Genomic DNA, 16520 nt, shown 5'->3' on the forward strand with positions numbered 1-16520 from the left:
GAGGGTCAGCGGCAGGGCATTCAGCAATCACGTTGCCGAATTGGAATCATGTGTGTCTGTTGGCCTTGCAATGCCGGCATCTACCAGTTTGATTCCCCGCCGTTTCGCTCTTGAAGCAACTCAACTAGCGCCTTAAGGCCCGAAGGTACGTGTCGATGTCCAGGATAGTAGAGTGAAAGCCCGGGGAACTGAGGGCACCATTCTTCCAGGATTCGCTCAAGACTGCCCTCGGCCAGTGCCGCGATTGCAAGATGTTCTGGAACGAATGCAATTCCGATTCCGTCCACCGCGACATCCACCATCAGTGCCTGATCTGTCAACGTGATCGGCCCATCGACATTGACTCGCTCGGAGACCCCGTAGCGTTCGAACTCCCAACGATAAATTGCGCCGCTCTCAAATCGGAAGCGAATGCAATCGTGTTGATTCAGATCCTGAGGCGACAGAGGCCGGCCGTGCTCCTTAAGATATTCAGGAGATGCAATCGCGGCGAATCGCATCGGCTTGCTCACGGGTACTGCAACCATGTCTTTGGGGACGGCTTCGGTAAGCCTGATGCCCGCATCGAATCCTTCCGCCACGATGTCGCTCAAACGACCATCGCTTACGATGTCAAGATGAACGTTTGGATGTTGGCGGAGGAAACGGGCAAGGACGGGCTTTAGCACCATTCGTAAGGCACCCTCGCTGGCATTGATCCGAATCGTTCCACGTGGCGTCTCGGACGCGGCATCAACCGACTGCAGTGCTTCCTCGATAGAAGCCATCGCTGGCCTCAGCCTCTCAGCTAGCCGCTCACCGGCATCGGTCAGGGACACGCTACGTGTGGTGCGATTGAACAGACGGGCATTCAACCGATCCTCAAGTGTCTTGATCGAGTGGCTGATTGCTGACGGCGTGATGTTCAACTGGGCCGCAGCGCTGCGGAAGCTGCAGTGTGCGGCTACAGCCAGAAACGCAGTAAACGCAGCGAGGTCCATACCCTGAGATTGATGAGCAGGTTTCACCATGGTGTGAATTATTGACGCGATTGTTTTGATAGTCAACGCGCTCTACGCTCTGGCTCAGAGGCACTAATTGGTTCGGGGAGTGGCCTCGAACGATGTCTCTACAACGTCCCCGCAGGAAAACGCTTGGCCCAGGCAGGTCCTCGGCGTTGGTAAATCGAGACAGGACAAGATGATGAATACGATGAAGGCAATTGTGATGACCGGACCAAATCAACCTTGGGAAGTCCGGGATGTGCCGATTCCTACCGCCGAGCCCGGGCAGGTGTTGGTCAAGGTGCACGCATCGGGAATGTGCTACACGGATGTGTGGGCTACCCAAGGCTATGGCGGCGACATCTATCCCCAGACGCCAGGCCACGAAGTCGTTGGCGAGATTGTCGAAGTGGGCGCCGGTGTGCACACGAGAAGGGTGGGAGATCGTATCGGTACCACTTGGGTACAATCGTCATGCGGCCGTTGCTCCTACTGCCGCGAGAATCGCCCCCTGACGGGGCAGACCGCGATGAACTGCGACCTGCCCCGCACTACCGGCTTTGCGGCTCAGGGTGGACACGCGCAGTTCATTGCCATCTCTGCGGAGGGCACCGTGCTTCTGCCAGATGATCTGGCCTACGTGGATGCCGCGCCGATGATGTGCGCCGGCTATACCACTTGGAGCGGCCTGCGTGACGCGGCCCCAGAGCCGGGTGAGAAGATCGCAGTGCTTGGGATCGGTGGTCTTGGCCACGTCGCGCTGCAGCTATCCAAGGCCTGCGGCTTTGAGACCATTGCGATTACCCATTCTTCGGACAAGCACGCGCTCGCCCTTCAGCTTGGTGCCGACCATGTGGTCAGCACAGGCAGAGAGCTGAAGGACCTCGGTGGTGCCGATATTCTGCTGGTCACGACGAACGATTTCAATTCGGCTGAAGAGGCCCTCGTCGGCCTGCGTGTCGATGGTCGTGTCGTTCTGTGCGGGCTGGACTTTAGTCAGCCATTCTCGATTTCGTCGGAGGGAGTTCCCTTCCATATGATGCGTCAGCGGGTGATTGGTTCGACTCATGGTGGCCAGCGTTACCTCGGTGAGGTGCTGGATATGGCCGCCAAGGGCAAAGTGAGACCCTTGGTTGAAACCTTTGAGCTCGACCAAGCGCGCGAAGCCTTTGACCGCCTGGCTTCCGGGAAGATGCGATTCCGTGGCGTATTCCTGCCATGGGGGCGTACGCAATCCCTCTAAAAGCTGTAAATCTCGCCCAGCACAACGTTGGGCGAGACCATTCCGGTTTTATAAGTCTTTGCGACACGACTGGCTGCCGAACTTAAGACGCACGGCAGAGTCGATGTCTGGTTAATGCCCGATATCAGACGGACTCGCATCACCTGCCCTGTTGACTTGACCGCTTGCACTTGCGCGGGGGCGCGACGCACTCGAGTTCAGGATCGCAATCAGCAGCGCAACCACGCTGAAGGCCAGCAACTGCACGCTAACGAGAGGCCAGCCCCCCGTACTCCAGGCCCATACGCCGCAATAGGATCCAATCGCGCCGCCGATGAAGAAAATTACCATGAAGACCGTGTTGATACGGCTGTTGGCATTCTTGTCGAGCTTATAGATCTGCGCGAGGTTGTTAACCTGGGTTGCCTGGACGCCAATATCCAGCAAAAGCGTTGCGGCGATCAGGGCGAGTACGGAATGCTGCCACCACTGGCCGCACAAGACACCAACGACCATAATGAGAACGGTCAGCACCTGCATACGTTCAGGACTAGTTCGGTCCGCCAGTCGCCCGATGATGGGGGCCACCAAGGCCCCTGCGATCGCCACCAAACCAAACAATCCGATCTGGCTGCTATCGAACGAGAACGGCTCCGAGCTGAGATGAAACGTCAGGGTGGTCCAAAATGAACAGAAAGCGCCGAAGACGAGTGCGCCCAGAAAGGAGAGCCGTCGAAGCTTGACGAACCGCCGGAACTGAGAGAGGGTCGACGCCATAAGGGAGCCATAGCTGCCTTTGTGCGTGCCGGGCTGGCTTGGAAAGACAGCATGGATAAGCAGAACGATGAGCAGTGCGAGCGCTGCTGACAAGCCGTAGACCCAACGCCACCCGAGCCAATCGGCAAGATATCCGCTGACGACGCGCGAGGCGAGAATGCCGATCAAGGTCCCGGTGAACACAAAACCGACAACCTTCCCCTTGGTTTGAGATGTCGCCATTGACGCCGCCATCGGGACGACGATCTGGACTGCTACCGCAAATACCCCGATCGCAAAACTCGCGATATAGAGACTGGCGAGGCTCCCGGAAACTGACATACCAATCAGGGCCGCTACGAGCAGAACCTCAAGACAGATCACCAGCTTCTTTCTGTCAATCATGTCGCCCAGAGGCGCCAGAAAAAGTAGGCCAAGACCAACACCCACCTGGGTCAACACCGGCAGGTTGCCAATTTGTGAATCGGTCAACGCAAGAGAGTCACGGATCTGCGACAGTATCGGCTGACAATAATAGACATTGGCGATTGTCACGCCCGTGGTGACAGCCATGGCAAACACCTGCCAGCCGAGCCGATCGGCTTTCGCATTAAGTTTCGTAGTCATTGGGGATTGCCTGTATGTGGCTGGGTCAGCCTTGAAGTGGGAACGGCGACCGAGCCGCCGGTCCCATTAAGACTTTTAGCGATCCAGGCTCGCCATGAGGACGTATTTGACTTCCACATATTCCTCGATGCCGTAGTAGCTCCCCTCCCGGCCAAAGCCGGACTGCTTGACGCCGCCGAACGGCACGGAAGCGGTCCCGACGGATGGCGAATTCAGGATGACCATGCCTGCCTCGATGTTGCGCGACAGTCGGAAAGCCCGAGCCAGGTCTTTGGTATAGGCGTAAGCCACCAGGCCATATTCCGAGTTGTTCGCGCGCCGAACGACCTCATCTTCGCTTTCAAATCGATAAAACGAGAAGACAGGTCCGAAGATCTCGGTCTGGGCGACCTTCATCTGATCTGTAACCTCGGCCAGGATCGTCGGTTCGTAGAACAAACCGCCCTTCGCATGGGGTTTGCCCCCGAAAGCCACACGTGCACCGGAAGCCCTGGCATCTTCGACAAGTTCGCAAACCTTGTCGAAACCGATCTTGTTGACCAGCGGACCAACCACGAACTCATCCTGCATACCCTGGTCGACACGAAGCTTGGCTACCCGTTCGGTAACAGCGGCAACAAACCTGTCGTAGATGCTGTCGTGGACGTAGATGCGGTTCGGCGAAATGCACACCTGGCCCGAATTTCTGAGCTTGGCAGCGACAATGCCGGCGACAGCATCGTCGAAATGCGCATCGTCGAAGACGATGAACGGAGCGTTGCCGCCAAGTTCCAGGGTCATCTTCTTGAGGTTCTTGCCGCAGGCCTCTGCCAGCAGTTTGCCGATGGCCGTGGAACCTGTGAACGAGATCTTGCGGATCCGGTCGTCACCGGTAAACAGAGGACCGATTTCGCGCGGGTCACCGGTGACCATCTCGAAGACACCCTCCGGAATACCGGCCTTGCGAGCGTATTCAAGCAGCTTATAGGCAGTGAGCGGGGTCTCTTCGGACGGCTTGATGATCATCGTGCAGCCGGCGGCGAGCGCAGTGGCGATCTTGCGAGCGATCATCATGAACGGGAAGTTCCACGGCGTGATCGACGCGGTCGGGCCAGCAGGCTCTTTGAAGACCAGAACGGCCGCGTTGTTCGCGTGTGAGGGAATCGTGTCACCGTACACGCGCTTGGCTTCCTCCGCATACCATTCAATGAAGCCGAGCCCGTATTCGACCTCACCCAGGGCTTCCGAGAGGCATTTGCCGTTTTCCTTGACCATGATCTCGGCAAAGACGTGTTTGTCGTCACGCACTAGTTCGAACCAGCGACGCAGGAGGTCGCCGCGCTCCTTTGCAAGTTTGCGAGACCAAACCGGGAACGCTTCGCAGGTGCGATCGATTGCGGCTTTGACTTCATCGACCGAGAAATGCGGGACTTCGCCGACAAGGCTTCCATCGGCGGGGTTATAGACCTTGATCATCATATTCTCTCTTTCTGAGGTTGACCCAAAGCATCGATCGACGTTCAGTGGTAATCCCCCCGCAGGTTAGTAGCAGCCAGAAGTGGAATTTTCTCGTAACCTAACCCGAGGAGATCCCATGAAGAAATCACGATTCACCGACAGCCAGATCATCGCCGTACTCAAGCAGGCCGAGGCCGGCACGCCTGTCCCGGACCTTTGCCGACAGCATGGCATCAGCTCAGCGACGTTCTACAAGTGGCGCAGCAAGTTCGGCGGCATGGATGCGTCCATGGTGTCCCAGCTAAAAGAACTGCAGGACGAGAACCGGCGGCTGAAGAAGATGTACGCCGATGCCCAGCTCAGTGCCGAGCTGCTGAAGGAAGCGCTCTCAAAAAAATGGTGAGGCCATCTCAGCGTCGCGAGATGGCCAGACTGGCGGTCCAGGCAGGCATCACCAGCATCGTTCATGCGTGCAGGACGTTCGAGGTGAGTCAGACCTGCTACCGCTATCAGGCCAAGGCCTGCCAAGAAAATGCGATCATCGCTGACTGGTTGCTCAGGCTGACCAGCGCCTACCGCGATTGGGGCTTTGGGCTGTGCTTCCTGCACCTGCGCAACGTGAAGGGCTTCGCTTGGAACCACAAGCGCGTGTATCGGATCTATCGCGATTTGGAGCTGAACCTGCGCATCAAGCCGCGTAAGCGCATCGTCCGAGAAGTGCCGGCGCCGCTAGCGGTTCCGAAGGCGGCGAACCACACTTGGTCGATGGATTTCATGCACGACCAACTGGCTGATGGACGCAGCTTCCGGATGCTCAACGTACTGGATGATTTCAACCGGCAGGGTCTGGCGATGGAGGTCGACATCTCCTTGCCTGCGGCGCGCGTTATCCGCAGCTTGGAACAGATCATTCAATGGCGCGGAAAGCCTCGCGCCATACGCTGCGACAATGGGCCCGAGTACATCAGCGGAGCGCTGCAAGCATGGGCCGAGCAGCAAGGCATTGCGCTGCTCTACATCCAGCCAGGCAATCCTCAGCAGAACGCCTACATCGAACGCTACAACCGGACCGTGCGTTACGCTTGGCTTGCCAGCAATCTGTTCAATGACATCCAGCAGGTCCAGGACATCGCCACCCGTTGGCTATGGACTTACAACCACGAGCGCCCGAACATGGCGCTCGGCGGCATCACGCCAATGCAGAAGCTTGCACTGGCAGCGTAGTTCCACTTTTGGCGACCGCTAAAAGCGGGGGGATTACCCAGTCACGTTCTGCTTCGGGTTGTAAGTCGAGCGGATATCCGCTCGACGGTAGAGTGATGGGATCACTCGCGGTGAAACCGCATTCCGACGTGATGCAGGACGTCGTCGATGAATTCGCCGTCGGCGGTAAAGCCGGTATCGTCCCAATATTCGATGTGATTACCGGATACTTCGTATCGCCCCTGATACGCGCTCTTCCTGTTGCCGCGGGCTTCGTCATAACGCCCATTGGGCAACAATTCCTGACGAATGTATCCGTTCTCCGTGACCCACATGCCGACAAAAGGATGGGGGGCGTTGCTATCTGTCGTTTCCATCTTATGGTCCTGGATCAATGCTGCTTGCGCGGGTACGTTGCCGAAACTGGAGCTAATGGCCGCGATGAAGAATGTAAGCGCGCTTATTCGCATGAGCCTGTCCTTTCTGTTGACCGAAATATACGCAGCCATCAAGAAGATATCCAATATATGGCGTGTTTCTTGTGATACTCTGTATGTATCGTTATTTCGGAGAGCGCAGATGGAGCTAAGGCACTTGCGGTACTTCATTGCCGTGGCGGAAGAAGGCAATTTCCGGCGAGCGGCCGAGAGGGTCGGAATCGCGCAACCTCCGCTTAGCAGCCAGATCAAAGACCTGGAGGAGGAAATCGGCGTACAGCTTTTTCGTCGGCTGCCTCGAGGCGCCGCGCTGACCGAGGCAGGCGAGGCATTCCTGGCGGAAATCCAGGTTGTCTTCGGCCAGATCGAATATGCCAAGAAGATGGCGCTAAGGGGTGCCGCCGGGGAATCGGGGCGGTTGAGGGTAGGCTTTACAGGGTCAGCGGCATTCAACGAAGCCGTCCCCAAAATCATACGGTCGTTTCGACGCGCTTATCCAGGGGTCGAACTGACGCTTGTAGAACTCAACACGGTGCAACTATTGGACCAACTGAGGCATCGCTCGATTGACGCCATTTTTATCCGTCCAGGACCGAAGGCGCCGGAAGGACTGACTGTTACATCCCTACCGGAGGACGCGATGATGGTGGTGGTTCCATCGGGTCACAGGCTCGCGAGCGAATACGCGATCCCCTTGAACGCGTTGAAGGATGAGGCTTTGGTCTTGCATTCCCGTGCACTCGGGCCTGATCTCTACGATGAGGTCATTGATGCTTGCCGACGGGTCGGTTTCGAACCGATCATCGGACAGGTCTCACCCCAGATCACTTCGATTGCAAACCTGGTTGCAGTCGAGCTTGGCGTTTCCATCGTTCCAGCGCCTTTGTCCAACGTCAACGTACCGGGGGTGGTCTTCTTGCCGATCGTCGGGGACGCGCCGCGTGCCAGGCTCGCGTTGGCGACGCACCCCGATGATCATTCCGTCGTGACGCGAAATTTTCGAGAGCAGGCGCGACAGAACATAAAACGGTTGCGAAACGATCCATCGCCTCGATAGCTGTTGGATCGGTATCGCCCCGTCTGGAGCTGCGACCGGCTTAGCATTCGGGCAGAAATCGAGATCCTTAGACAAGCCCATAAGCACGTTCGGCCCACGGGAGATCGAGATCTCGCTCAACAAGCAACTTACGGGCGAGAGTTCGCCGCTGCCAATTTCATCCAAATGGGGAGCAAGTTCCTCGGCTGGCCCATCGTATCCAGAACCCCTGCCCGGATTGCACCGCCGGCGTGGTATCGAAACGGCGGTGGACGGCGTCTTGTGGAAATCATGGCTGGACATGACCACTTTGATGCTCTTTGCATGCGCCTGGTCAACCAAGGCAGTGACGACCTCGGGGGCGCAGAACATCTCCACGTCTAGAAGATCGATGAAACCGGCCTGGATCAACTCGCTGTACAGCGCACATCGCGAAGCACTTCGAGAACTCGCTCGACGAACTGCAAGAACGCAACCCGAGCTACGAAGGCTCTTTCCGTCGAATCGACGCCAACCGCTTCTTCTCCACGATTTACCACGAGGGGAACGACGTTGCTCGGGCAACGATCTACCTGGGGGGAATGCTCGGGGGCATCAACTACAGTCAGGGTGAGACGCTCGATAGCAACTCTTACAACGAATCACTATCGGTTGACTGCGATGATCAATCCCTGTTCCTCACCAGCATGGGCATGTCCGCGTATGGTTCAAATCGGGGTCAGAAGCTGACGCAAGAGGGAGCGGCGGAGCTGCTCTGGAAACAGCTTATTGGTCCCCTTCAAAGCCGTAGCAACCATCCACGCAAGCGCTGAGATGATATCGACCAGCGAGTTCACTGTAGGCAGTGCAGTTCCTGCGCTCCTCTTTCGCTCATACTTCCTAGGCACGATTCAGAGGAGGCTCTGCTTATCGGCGCTTCCAGCAACGGCAAGAGCGCGGCTCTCGTCCTGAGCGGCAGTCAGCAGTTCACCTGGCATCAGGCCGACGGCGAGGGCAATGCGCACGGGCTGGTTTTCGCCGGGGTGCGAATTGAGATCGATGAAAAGAGCGTTTTCAGTCTTGAAGACTCTCAGGCCAAACCGGGCCACCTCGTTCGAAAGGAAACGGTCTTACTTGTGAGGGCCAAGGGAAAGACCGGGGCAGCCAACTTTGTTGTGCTTGAAAGCGATCTGATTTCAACCGGGACACTTTCGGCTGGATTCACAAAGTGGCAAGTCGTTCTGGGCAGTGGATACGAAAAGCGTGTTCTTTGGCAGGTCGGACAGGGTCCTGATGCGGAGCCTAGATCCTCTCGGTAAACGAACTCCACCAAACCCTGGGTCGAGCGATGCGGCTACTCCTCTGATCGAGGCTTAAAGGCGGCACTAGAGCTCCGCCAAATCGGTGATGGTCGCCTGCCCCTTGCGAAGATCGGCTACCAGCAGCCTGCCTCCAGCAACGGTCCGACCCACGCTTTCGTTGAGGTAGGCCGCCTGCAGCCGGCCGGCCTCCAAGACGGCCGCAAGTTCGAAGCTATCTTTCCGCCCCCGCAATGGTTCCCCAGGTGACGCTACGCCGCCTTCCAATGGCCGCACCCGTGTCGGACCACCGCCCGCATCCTTGGCATAGGCCGTGGCCATCATCCGGCCGTTCTTCGGTGACCAGCCGCCCAGCACAAGCTCGCTGTGCAGGATGTCCCGCGTCATGCCCGCCTCCGCAGCCGCTTGAAGGTAGTTCGGCCAAAGATGGTCCATGACCAACCCCAGCTCGGCCATGAGTTGCTCCATGGTGAAATCGGTGCGGAAGCCGGCCTGAAGGCACAGCTCGTAGATCTTCAAGAAAAACTGGGCGGAGCCGCGGCTGGCTAGCACCAGGTTGTGCTGAGGGATGAGCAAGAGCTTGGCGCCCGACGACGGCGTCCGGGTCAGCGCGTCCTCAGCCCACGTGTCGACCGCGACGAGCAGTTGGTCGGGGCGTAGCAGCACATTGAGGATGCTCATGGGATAGACGTCAGCCGAAAGAGGGAGGCTATCGCCGCGGCGCCCTGACTGTCCACCCGGCCTCATGCCTGGCTAGATCATGCGTCAAGCGGGGGAAACAGCCAGCTCGATTTCGTGGCAGGTAGAGCTACATCCTGGTCAGCGGCTCCTCGAATCCCCCCACATCCTTAAGCCGGATGACAACCATCATGCTCAGGTCGGGCGGCTCAATTGAACGCTAATGGTGTGGGCCGACGCCACCCCGAAAGACAGCACTTTTCTAGCGAAGCTCCGCTCAATCTGAACTGCCAATAGGCGGACCGCACTACACGTATGTTGATCAACCTCATACCCTTCAGTACCACATCCATCTAGTCAATAGGGCGCCTACAGATCCACACCAACATCGTAACCAAGTGCACGCAATGCCTTACTGGTTCGACGGTTACGCGGGGGAAACGCATCAGGATTCATCCAGCCGATCAGCTCCCCTAAGATACTGGTCTTCATGTGGGCCAGACGCCAGGCAGGCGAGTTGCACGCGGTCCATAGCCGATCCACGGTCTCTGCAACGGTACCGCCCCAAGCAACATAGTGGATCACCTCCAACGGGGACCTTCCTTCTGCAGTTCGTTGGCTCCACATCCATCGAGCCAGCCCCTCCGTCTTCGCCGCGATTGTCTGATAGGGCTGCAGACCCAACAAGGCGTTGGACACGTGCATGGCATGCTGGTTGAACGCATGAACTCCCGCGACACTCTCTACCCACTCCTGCTCACTCAAGGATAGGACGCGATCGCGCGCAAAGTTCTGCCGAACGACAGGTGCCAGGTTGTTGATAGTCCACATCTCTTGGGAAACGTCGAAGTCGCTCCGCTTCCACCAGCTCAACTGAGCCAACAAAGCAGATGTTGGGTTCTTGCGGTTGCGCTCATGGAACGTCATGTAGGCGTCCTTCTCGCCGCTGCCGCGAACTTCCCTGTAGTAATAGGCGTGTAGAAATTGGTCAGCCTGGACCCCCGGCGGAACCTGTTCGCCTATCCAGGAAGGCCGATTCTCAGGCAAGGAAACGAAGCTGGCGATGTCACGCATGATCTGAAGCGTGGCGATCCATTCGTCATAGAATCGCCGAAATGCGTCGTTAGACTTGAGATCTGTGGGCACCCCAATTGGGTTCAGGGCATGCTTGACTGTTGGATCGGCATCATCGAACCGCTGCTCAATCTTTCGTAGCTGGGCCATCAACCCGTCCCGTTCCTTCTCGATCGCCCGCTGCGCATCCAGATGCTCTTGGCGCAGAGGCTCGGATCGCGCCCTAAGCCCGCTAAAGAATGCCAACAGCTGTATCACCATGCCAGATGTCTCAAGCTCCTCGTCCGGAACGAACACTCCACCCTCGTAGTTCTTGTTCCATGCACGGTCAGTTAGGTTGGCCGAACCAATGTATGCCCCCTGCCCTACCCACCAGATCACTTTGGCATGCAGGTAAGTAGGCACCACACGCCACGATAGGTTGGCCAAATGCCTCGGCTGCAAGGCCCACTCAAGCAACTGCGTGTCGATGGGACACGTGCCATCGTATCGGCCGAAGAACTCCAGCGACTTGCCCTTCCTGAGGCAGTCCTCAAACCACCACCGCTGGTCGTTACCGGCATATGCCACCGCAGCTATGACGTTGCTGCAGCGCTGAATGCTGTTGATGTGTGCATTGCGCAGCAACTTACCAGTCAGCGGCTGTCCTACAAACTCCATGATATCTCCCCTGCTCTTCCAACGGCTACGATTGAAACCCATGGGCGAGACTACACGCGATTCTACTGCCTGCGGTGGAACTCCAATGATCAATGGTGGACTAACGCCACTGGTCGCGACCCTGTTGCCTGCTACCTACTGCGGCATTTCGCCTGAGCGATACCACCCTCGCCAGGCGAGTGCGGCGAGACTCCCTTGACCAACGAAAATTTCGCGTTATAAGCAGTGCCTACAAACACCGGTCTGCGCTATGGACATCGAGTCATTTTGGAATCAAGCATTCATTTCCCTGCTCACGCGGCTGCCTGCCGATGAGGCAAAGGATGAAGCGACAAAGGCAACCCAGCTGTGCATTGCCTACTGGCAGAGCAAGTCTCACGATAGAACAATAGATGGAAGAGACCTATGGCAACATCAACCCATAGCGATGGTGCCTGAGATCATTGCAACAGTACGAATACCTCGTCAGGGAAATGTCACTTTCTTCCCGGAATCTTCAAGCTCCGGCGGTAATCCCCCCGCTTTTAGCGGTCGCCAAAAGTGGAACTACGCTGCCAGTGCAAGCTTCTGCATTGGCGTGATGCCGCCGAGCGCCATGTTCGGGCGCTCGTGGTTGTAAGTCCATAGCCAACGGGTGGCGATGTCCTGGACCTGCTGGATGTCATTGAACAGATTGCTGGCAAGCCAAGCGTAACGCACGGTCCGGTTGTAGCGTTCGATGTAGGCGTTCTGCTGAGGATTGCCTGGCTGGATGTAGAGCAGCGCAATGCCTTGCTGCTCGGCCCATGCTTGCAGCGCTCCGCTGATGTACTCGGGCCCATTGTCGCAGCGTATGGCGCGAGGCTTTCCGCGCCATTGAATGATCTGTTCCAAGCTGCGGATAACGCGCGCCGCAGGCAAGGAGATGTCGACCTCCATCGCCAGACCCTGCCGGTTGAAATCATCCAGTACGTTGAGCATCCGGAAGCTGCGTCCATCAGCCAGTTGGTCGTGCATGAAATCCATCGACCAAGTGTGGTTCGCCGCCTTCGGAACCGCTAGCGGCGCCGGCACTTCTCGGACGATGCGCTTACGCGGCTTGATGCGCAGGTTCAGCTCCAAATCGCGATAGATCCGATACACGCGCTTGTGGTTCCAAGCGAAGCCCTTCACGTTGCGCAGGTGCAGGAAGCACAGCCCAAAGCCCCAATCGCGGTAGGCGCTGGTCAGCCTGAGCAACCAGTCAGCGATGATCGCATTTTCTTGGCAGGCCTTGGCCTGATAGCGGTAGCAGGTCTGACTCACCTCGAACGTCCTGCACGCATGAACGATGCTGGTGATGCCTGCCTGGACCGCCAGTCTGGCCATCTCGCGACGCTGAGATGGCCTCACCATTTTTTTGAGAGCGCTTCCTTCAGCAGCTCGGCACTGAGCTGGGCATCGGCGTACATCTTCTTCAGCCGCCGGTTCTCGTCCTGCAGTTCTTTTAGCTGGGACACCATGGACGCATCCATGCCGCCGAACTTGCTGCGCCACTTGTAGAACGTCGCTGAGCTGATGCCATGCTGTCGGCAAAGGTCCGGGACAGGCGTGCCGGCCTCGGCCTGCTTGAGTACGGCGATGATCTGGCTGTCGGTGAATCGTGATTTCTTCATGGGATCTCCTCGGGTTAGGTTACGAGAAAATTCCACTTCTGGCTGCTACTAACCTGCGGGGGGATTACCCGGCCAAGAGTCTTGACAGCCTTAAGGTTCTTGGTGGAGATGATCTTTAACTCTTCTGAAATCGCCCATCCCGCAGCGACCTTTCGACTCAAGCTTGAGTACAAGATTGCGTTTTCCCCTTGATGCTTTACCGCATATCGGGTTCGAAATGGCATGGTCGAATCCCCCTCGAATGATGCGAATTCAATTAGCTCAATCCCTGTCGATTGGCTAAAGAATCGAACACTAACAACCTCGACGATCTTGTCACTCAACTTCGCCACCAAGTCCGACACTTTTGCTTGGTCTCCTAAGACCTTAAACTGAGACGCCAGCCACAGATGATCGGCCTGCGGCCCTTCCACAATGTTGACCGAGGCATCAGTCAACACAAGCACCGGCACCTCTTCCAGCGACACGCCAACTGGGTTGAGATGAAATAGAACGACTTCTTCCTTTGCGTTTTCTGACATTGACCCCTCCTACAACACGTTAGCCGCGGTTTTAACTCCAAGGACACCAGCGGATTAGCCCATGTTGAGAGCACCCCGCATATCGGTGAGTCTGTAGCTCAACCGTTTCAACCCTGGCGACGTTGCGCCGAGCCCATTCAACTTCTCTACGACGGTGAAAGCTCTGCTGTAAGTTGAGTGGTGCTCATCATCAAGCTCGTGCCCCACGATTTGCGCCCTCAGCTCCGACACCACCCCGGCGCCCTGCAGCTCCTGGATGAAGGTCTTTCGCAGCGAGTGAAAACCCCGCTTCGCGGGTTCCCACTCTTTGCTTACATCGGCCAGGTGTCGGCTAAACGCCTTGGTAATCCAGTTGCCCTGGCCGTTCACCGCTTCTGCCTTGGCGGCCGGGAACAGCCTTACCTCGCCCGACTCGCGTTTACCAGCGACCCAGCTTAAGAACTCCATTTGGAGAAGCTCGGGATGCAGGGGTACCGTGCGAAGGCTCACCTCCGTTTTGACCTTCTGGTGCTCGCCCTCGTCTGAGATGCGAATGCACGGGACGCCGTCCTCTTCGAACACGTCCTTGATAAGGAGCTGCCCCACTTCGGAGGCACGCGCGCCCGTGTAGAGCCCAATGAGCGAGGCCCAGCGAGCCGATTCAGACAGTTTGGCCAGCGCCTCAGGAGCGAACAGAGCCTGGATCTGCGCCCTATCGTAGGCTTTGAAACCCAGCTTCTTCCGGGCGCGCTTTTCGCGCTGGGAGTAGCTCACATGGCCGGAAGCCGGGTTGTCGCCCCGCGGGTAGTGACCAGACGCCATAGCCCACTCGAAGAACCCGCCCTTGCCGCCGATGTAGGACTGCTTGTTCGTCAGAGTTGGCGTAGAAGCCCCCTTCTCTCGCATGTCCTGATACCAGCGGGCCAAGTCCGATCGCGTGATGGTGTGGACCTTGGCCTTTGGGCCCAGGAACGCCACCAATGCCTCGATCGCGGTCTTCTTGATCGTGTAGGTCTTGGGCAGCGTCGAGCCCTTGAGGGTCGCCAAGAACGCATCGCGCGCCTTTCCCAGCGTGATCGTCTCGATCGCCTGAGCCGGTGGTGCTGCTGGTGCGCGGGTCGCCTGTGGCCAGACCTCGCGAGCGGGCCCCCGGTGGGCTGCTGCAGGTTGCTGGACCGTTGCCGCCATCGCTTCCAACTCCATAAGCTGCCGGTAGAGCTTCAAGTCCTTCGGGCTGTCGATCTGCCACTGCTCCGTGACCGTCCCATCCGTTGCCCGAGTCCGGTTCAACGTGAGCTCTCGAAGGTTCTCAGCGCTCGTCAAACGATCAATCAGAAGGTCAGCGTCCGTTTTGCTGAGCTTGGCCACGCGTTGATCCTTCAACTGTGCGAAGAGCCGAGCATAGCCTGCGCCCAGCACGACCGCACGCACGTGGGCCTGAGCCAGGTCTTTCGTTCGAAGGGTGCGTTTGATCAGCCGGCAGTCGAGCACGGCTTGGAGGTCAACAGGAACGCGTTGGACGAACGACCAGCGACCAGTCTCGGACCGACTCAAATGGTGAGGGATGCGCATGCGATTGTCGCCTCTGCATGCTTTCCGCCTACCAATCAGGACACATCAAAAATTCACATTCAGAATCAATGACTTATGCGTGATTGGCGGAGAGAGTGGGATTCGAACCCACGGAAGGTTTGACCCTTCGCCGGTTTTCAAGACCGGTGCCTTAAACCGCTCGGCCATCTCTCCGTATCGGTGACGCTACCGCGTCCCGCGTGCCCCGGTTATTGCAACCGGGGCGTCCGGTCGGGGCATCGCCCCGTCCGGCATGGCTCACCGGCACGGGCCGGGCGGCGCATTTCCGCACTGGTTCTGCCCACCCGGCGCGCAGCGGGCTCAGCCCGCATCCACCGCCAACGCACCCAACGCACTGGCCTTGATCTTCTCCTTGGCCCGCTCGCATGCGCCATCGCAATGCAGGCGCGAGGCCTCCAGCTGCGGCGGCAGGTGCTCGGCCAGGAAGTCGATGAACACGCGCACTGCCGGCAACAGGCCGCGGCGCGAGGCGAACACGGCGTGGCACACGCCCTGCGGCAGCGACCATTCCGGCAGCACCACTTCCAGCTCGCCACTGCGCACGGCGTCGGCGCAGACGGTTTCAGGCAGCATGGTGATGCCGAAGCCGTCCTTGACCATGCTCTGCAGCAGCGGGAAATCGAAACCGGCCACGCGCGGCTGCAGGTCCACGCGGCGTACCGCGCCTTCCGGGCCGTGCAGTTCCCAGCGTTGGCGCGCTTCGTCTTCGCTGATGCTCAGGGTGACGTGGTTGGTCAGCTCGTCGGGGTCCTTGGGGCGGCCGGCACGGTCGAGGTACTTCGGGCTGGCCACCAGCAGTTCCTGCACCTGGCCGAAGCTGCGCATCACCAGGCTGCCGTCATCGTCCAGGCGCGAGCGCACGCGCAGGGCGACGTCGTAGCCTTCATTGATGATGTCCACCCGGCGATTGCTGATGTTCAGCTGCAGGCGCACCTTGGGGTACTGGGCCAGGAACTTGGGTAGCAGCTTGGGCAGCTGCATCTGCGCCAGCGAGACCGGCACGCTGACGCGCACCAGGCCGCGCGGCTCGGCACTGAGGCGGTCCACCACTTCGCGTGCGGCCTGGGCCTCGGCAAGCATGGTCTGCGCGTGGCGGTGCACGCTGGTGCCCACGTCGGTGACCGCGAAGCGGCGCGTGGAGCGCTGCAGCAGGCGTACGCCCAGGTCGGTTTCCAACTGGCTGATGCGGCGGCTCAGGCGCGACTTGGGGATGCCCAGCGCACGCTCGGCGGCGGCGAAGCCACCGTGGTCCACCACCATGGCAAAGTAGTAGAGATCATTGAGGTCTTGCATGTTGAAGTTCCAGATATAGAACAATACGTGGCATTCAACCACCTTTATCCCAAATTGGCAACAACCTATTGTAGGCCCTGTCGGCGGCG

The 16520-nt window shown here is 58.4% G+C and carries 15 protein-coding genes, 1 tRNA gene and 1 pseudogene; 5 read left to right on the top strand and 12 right to left on the bottom strand.

The features are described 5' to 3' along the window. Positions 1-80 precede the first annotated feature (80 nt). Entirely contained in the window at positions 81-1010 is a 930-nt protein-coding gene (locus AC3IR9_RS12590) for a LysR family transcriptional regulator (RefSeq protein ID WP_489291069.1), read from the bottom strand. A 172-nt stretch (positions 1011-1182) separates the two neighbouring features. Between AC3IR9_RS12590 and AC3IR9_RS12595 the strand changes: the two genes are divergently transcribed. Continuing rightward, positions 1183-2226, top strand: coding sequence for an alcohol dehydrogenase catalytic domain-containing protein (locus AC3IR9_RS12595; protein WP_489291070.1), 1044 nt, complete (start codon positions 1183-1185; stop codon positions 2224-2226). Between the two features lie 111 nt (positions 2227-2337). On the opposite strand, the gene AC3IR9_RS12600 is transcribed toward AC3IR9_RS12595, so the two are convergent. Both AC3IR9_RS12600 and AC3IR9_RS12605 read right to left on the bottom strand, forming a co-directional pair. Next, the gene (locus tag AC3IR9_RS12600) at positions 2338-3588 is read right to left on the bottom strand and encodes an MFS transporter (RefSeq protein WP_489291071.1); all 1251 of its coding nucleotides are present in this window, start codon (positions 3586-3588) and stop codon (positions 2338-2340) included. A gap of 75 nt (positions 3589-3663) precedes the next feature. Then, on the bottom strand, positions 3664-5043 hold the full coding sequence (locus AC3IR9_RS12605; RefSeq protein WP_489291072.1) for an NAD-dependent succinate-semialdehyde dehydrogenase: 1380 nt from the start codon (positions 5041-5043) through the stop codon (positions 3664-3666). 118 nt (positions 5044-5161) lie between these two features. Here AC3IR9_RS12605 and AC3IR9_RS12610 point away from each other — a divergent pair. Then, a protein-coding gene (locus AC3IR9_RS12610) for an IS3 family transposase (protein WP_489290575.1) occupies positions 5162-6249 on the top strand; the annotation gives its coding sequence in 2 pieces (ribosomal slippage) (positions 5162-5414 and positions 5414-6249; 1089 coding nt in all). Between the two features lie 101 nt (positions 6250-6350). Here the strand turns inward: AC3IR9_RS12610 and AC3IR9_RS12615 are convergent. Continuing rightward, positions 6351-6737, bottom strand: coding sequence for an Atu4866 domain-containing protein (locus AC3IR9_RS12615; RefSeq protein WP_489291073.1), 387 nt, complete (start codon positions 6735-6737; stop codon positions 6351-6353). 70 nt (positions 6738-6807) lie between these two features. Between AC3IR9_RS12615 and AC3IR9_RS12620 the strand changes: the two genes are divergently transcribed. Continuing rightward, positions 6808-7722: a LysR family transcriptional regulator gene (locus tag AC3IR9_RS12620; protein ID WP_489291074.1), complete on the top strand. Its 915-nt coding sequence runs from the start codon at positions 6808-6810 to the stop codon at positions 7720-7722. A 303-nt stretch (positions 7723-8025) separates the two neighbouring features. Here the strand turns inward: AC3IR9_RS12620 and AC3IR9_RS12625 are convergent. Beyond that, a pseudogene (locus AC3IR9_RS12625) lies at positions 8026-8265 on the bottom strand (hypothetical protein); the annotation flags it as partial. Here AC3IR9_RS12625 and AC3IR9_RS12630 point away from each other — a divergent pair. Next, positions 8163-8513, top strand: a complete 351-nt coding sequence (locus AC3IR9_RS12630; RefSeq protein ID WP_489295825.1) for a hypothetical protein — start codon at positions 8163-8165, stop codon at positions 8511-8513. The pseudogene AC3IR9_RS12625 and the gene AC3IR9_RS12630 overlap by 103 nt on opposite strands. A gap of 96 nt (positions 8514-8609) precedes the next feature. Continuing rightward, a complete protein-coding gene (locus AC3IR9_RS12635) occupies positions 8610-8999 on the top strand; it encodes a hypothetical protein (protein ID WP_489295826.1) in 390 nt (129 codons plus the stop codon). Positions 9000-9065: 66 nt separating this feature from the next. Here the strand turns inward: AC3IR9_RS12635 and AC3IR9_RS12640 are convergent, their stop codons facing one another. The 7 genes from AC3IR9_RS12640 to AC3IR9_RS12670 form a co-directional block, all read right to left on the bottom strand. Then, complete coding sequence (locus AC3IR9_RS12640) at positions 9066-9680, bottom strand: hypothetical protein (protein ID WP_489291075.1); 615 nt, start codon at positions 9678-9680, stop codon at positions 9066-9068. A 366-nt stretch (positions 9681-10046) separates the two neighbouring features. Further along, positions 10047-11411: a phospholipase D family protein gene (locus tag AC3IR9_RS12645; protein WP_489291076.1), complete on the bottom strand. Its 1365-nt coding sequence runs from the start codon at positions 11409-11411 to the stop codon at positions 10047-10049. A 546-nt stretch (positions 11412-11957) separates the two neighbouring features. Next, a protein-coding gene (locus AC3IR9_RS12650; protein ID WP_489290575.1) for an IS3 family transposase occupies positions 11958-13045 on the bottom strand; the annotation gives its coding sequence in 2 pieces (ribosomal slippage) (positions 11958-12793 and positions 12793-13045; 1089 coding nt in all). Between the two features lie 14 nt (positions 13046-13059). Then, entirely contained in the window at positions 13060-13566 is a 507-nt protein-coding gene (locus tag AC3IR9_RS12655) for a hypothetical protein (protein ID WP_489291077.1), read from the bottom strand. A gap of 54 nt (positions 13567-13620) precedes the next feature. Beyond that, on the bottom strand, positions 13621-15117 hold the full coding sequence (locus AC3IR9_RS12660) for a DUF6538 domain-containing protein (protein ID WP_489291078.1): 1497 nt from the start codon (positions 15115-15117) through the stop codon (positions 13621-13623). Positions 15118-15201: 84 nt separating this feature from the next. Continuing rightward, positions 15202-15291 (bottom strand) — tRNA-Ser (locus AC3IR9_RS12665). A 147-nt stretch (positions 15292-15438) separates the two neighbouring features. After that, positions 15439-16431 carry a LysR substrate-binding domain-containing protein gene (locus AC3IR9_RS12670; RefSeq protein WP_489291079.1) on the bottom strand — a complete coding sequence of 331 codons (993 nt, stop codon included), beginning with the start codon at positions 16429-16431 and terminating at the stop codon, positions 15439-15441. Between the last annotated feature and the right edge of the window lie 89 nt (positions 16432-16520).

Source organism: Stenotrophomonas sp. GL_101 (assembly GCF_057835675.1).

Bases quoted from the DNA above. Each gene is read 5' to 3' on its own strand.
- AC3IR9_RS12590 (WP_489291069.1), bottom strand. From the start codon at position 1,010: ATGGTGAAACCTGCTCATCAATCTCAGGGTATGGACCTCGCTGCGTTT.
- AC3IR9_RS12595 (WP_489291070.1), top strand. From the start codon at position 1,183: ATGAATACGATGAAGGCAATTGTGATGACCGGACCAAATCAACCTTGG.
- AC3IR9_RS12600 (WP_489291071.1), bottom strand. From the start codon at position 3,588: ATGACTACGAAACTTAATGCGAAAGCCGATCGGCTCGGCTGGCAGGTG.
- AC3IR9_RS12605 (WP_489291072.1), bottom strand. From the start codon at position 5,043: ATGATCAAGGTCTATAACCCCGCCGATGGAAGCCTTGTCGGCGAAGTC.
- AC3IR9_RS12615 (WP_489291073.1), bottom strand. From the start codon at position 6,737: ATGGCTGCGTATATTTCGGTCAACAGAAAGGACAGGCTCATGCGAATA.
- AC3IR9_RS12620 (WP_489291074.1), top strand. From the start codon at position 6,808: ATGGAGCTAAGGCACTTGCGGTACTTCATTGCCGTGGCGGAAGAAGGC.
- AC3IR9_RS12640 (WP_489291075.1), bottom strand. From the start codon at position 9,680: ATGAGCATCCTCAATGTGCTGCTACGCCCCGACCAACTGCTCGTCGCG.
- AC3IR9_RS12645 (WP_489291076.1), bottom strand. From the start codon at position 11,411: ATGGAGTTTGTAGGACAGCCGCTGACTGGTAAGTTGCTGCGCAATGCA.
- AC3IR9_RS12655 (WP_489291077.1), bottom strand. From the start codon at position 13,566: ATGTCAGAAAACGCAAAGGAAGAAGTCGTTCTATTTCATCTCAACCCA.
- AC3IR9_RS12660 (WP_489291078.1), bottom strand. From the start codon at position 15,117: ATGCGCATCCCTCACCATTTGAGTCGGTCCGAGACTGGTCGCTGGTCG.
- AC3IR9_RS12670 (WP_489291079.1), bottom strand. From the start codon at position 16,431: ATGCAAGACCTCAATGATCTCTACTACTTTGCCATGGTGGTGGACCAC.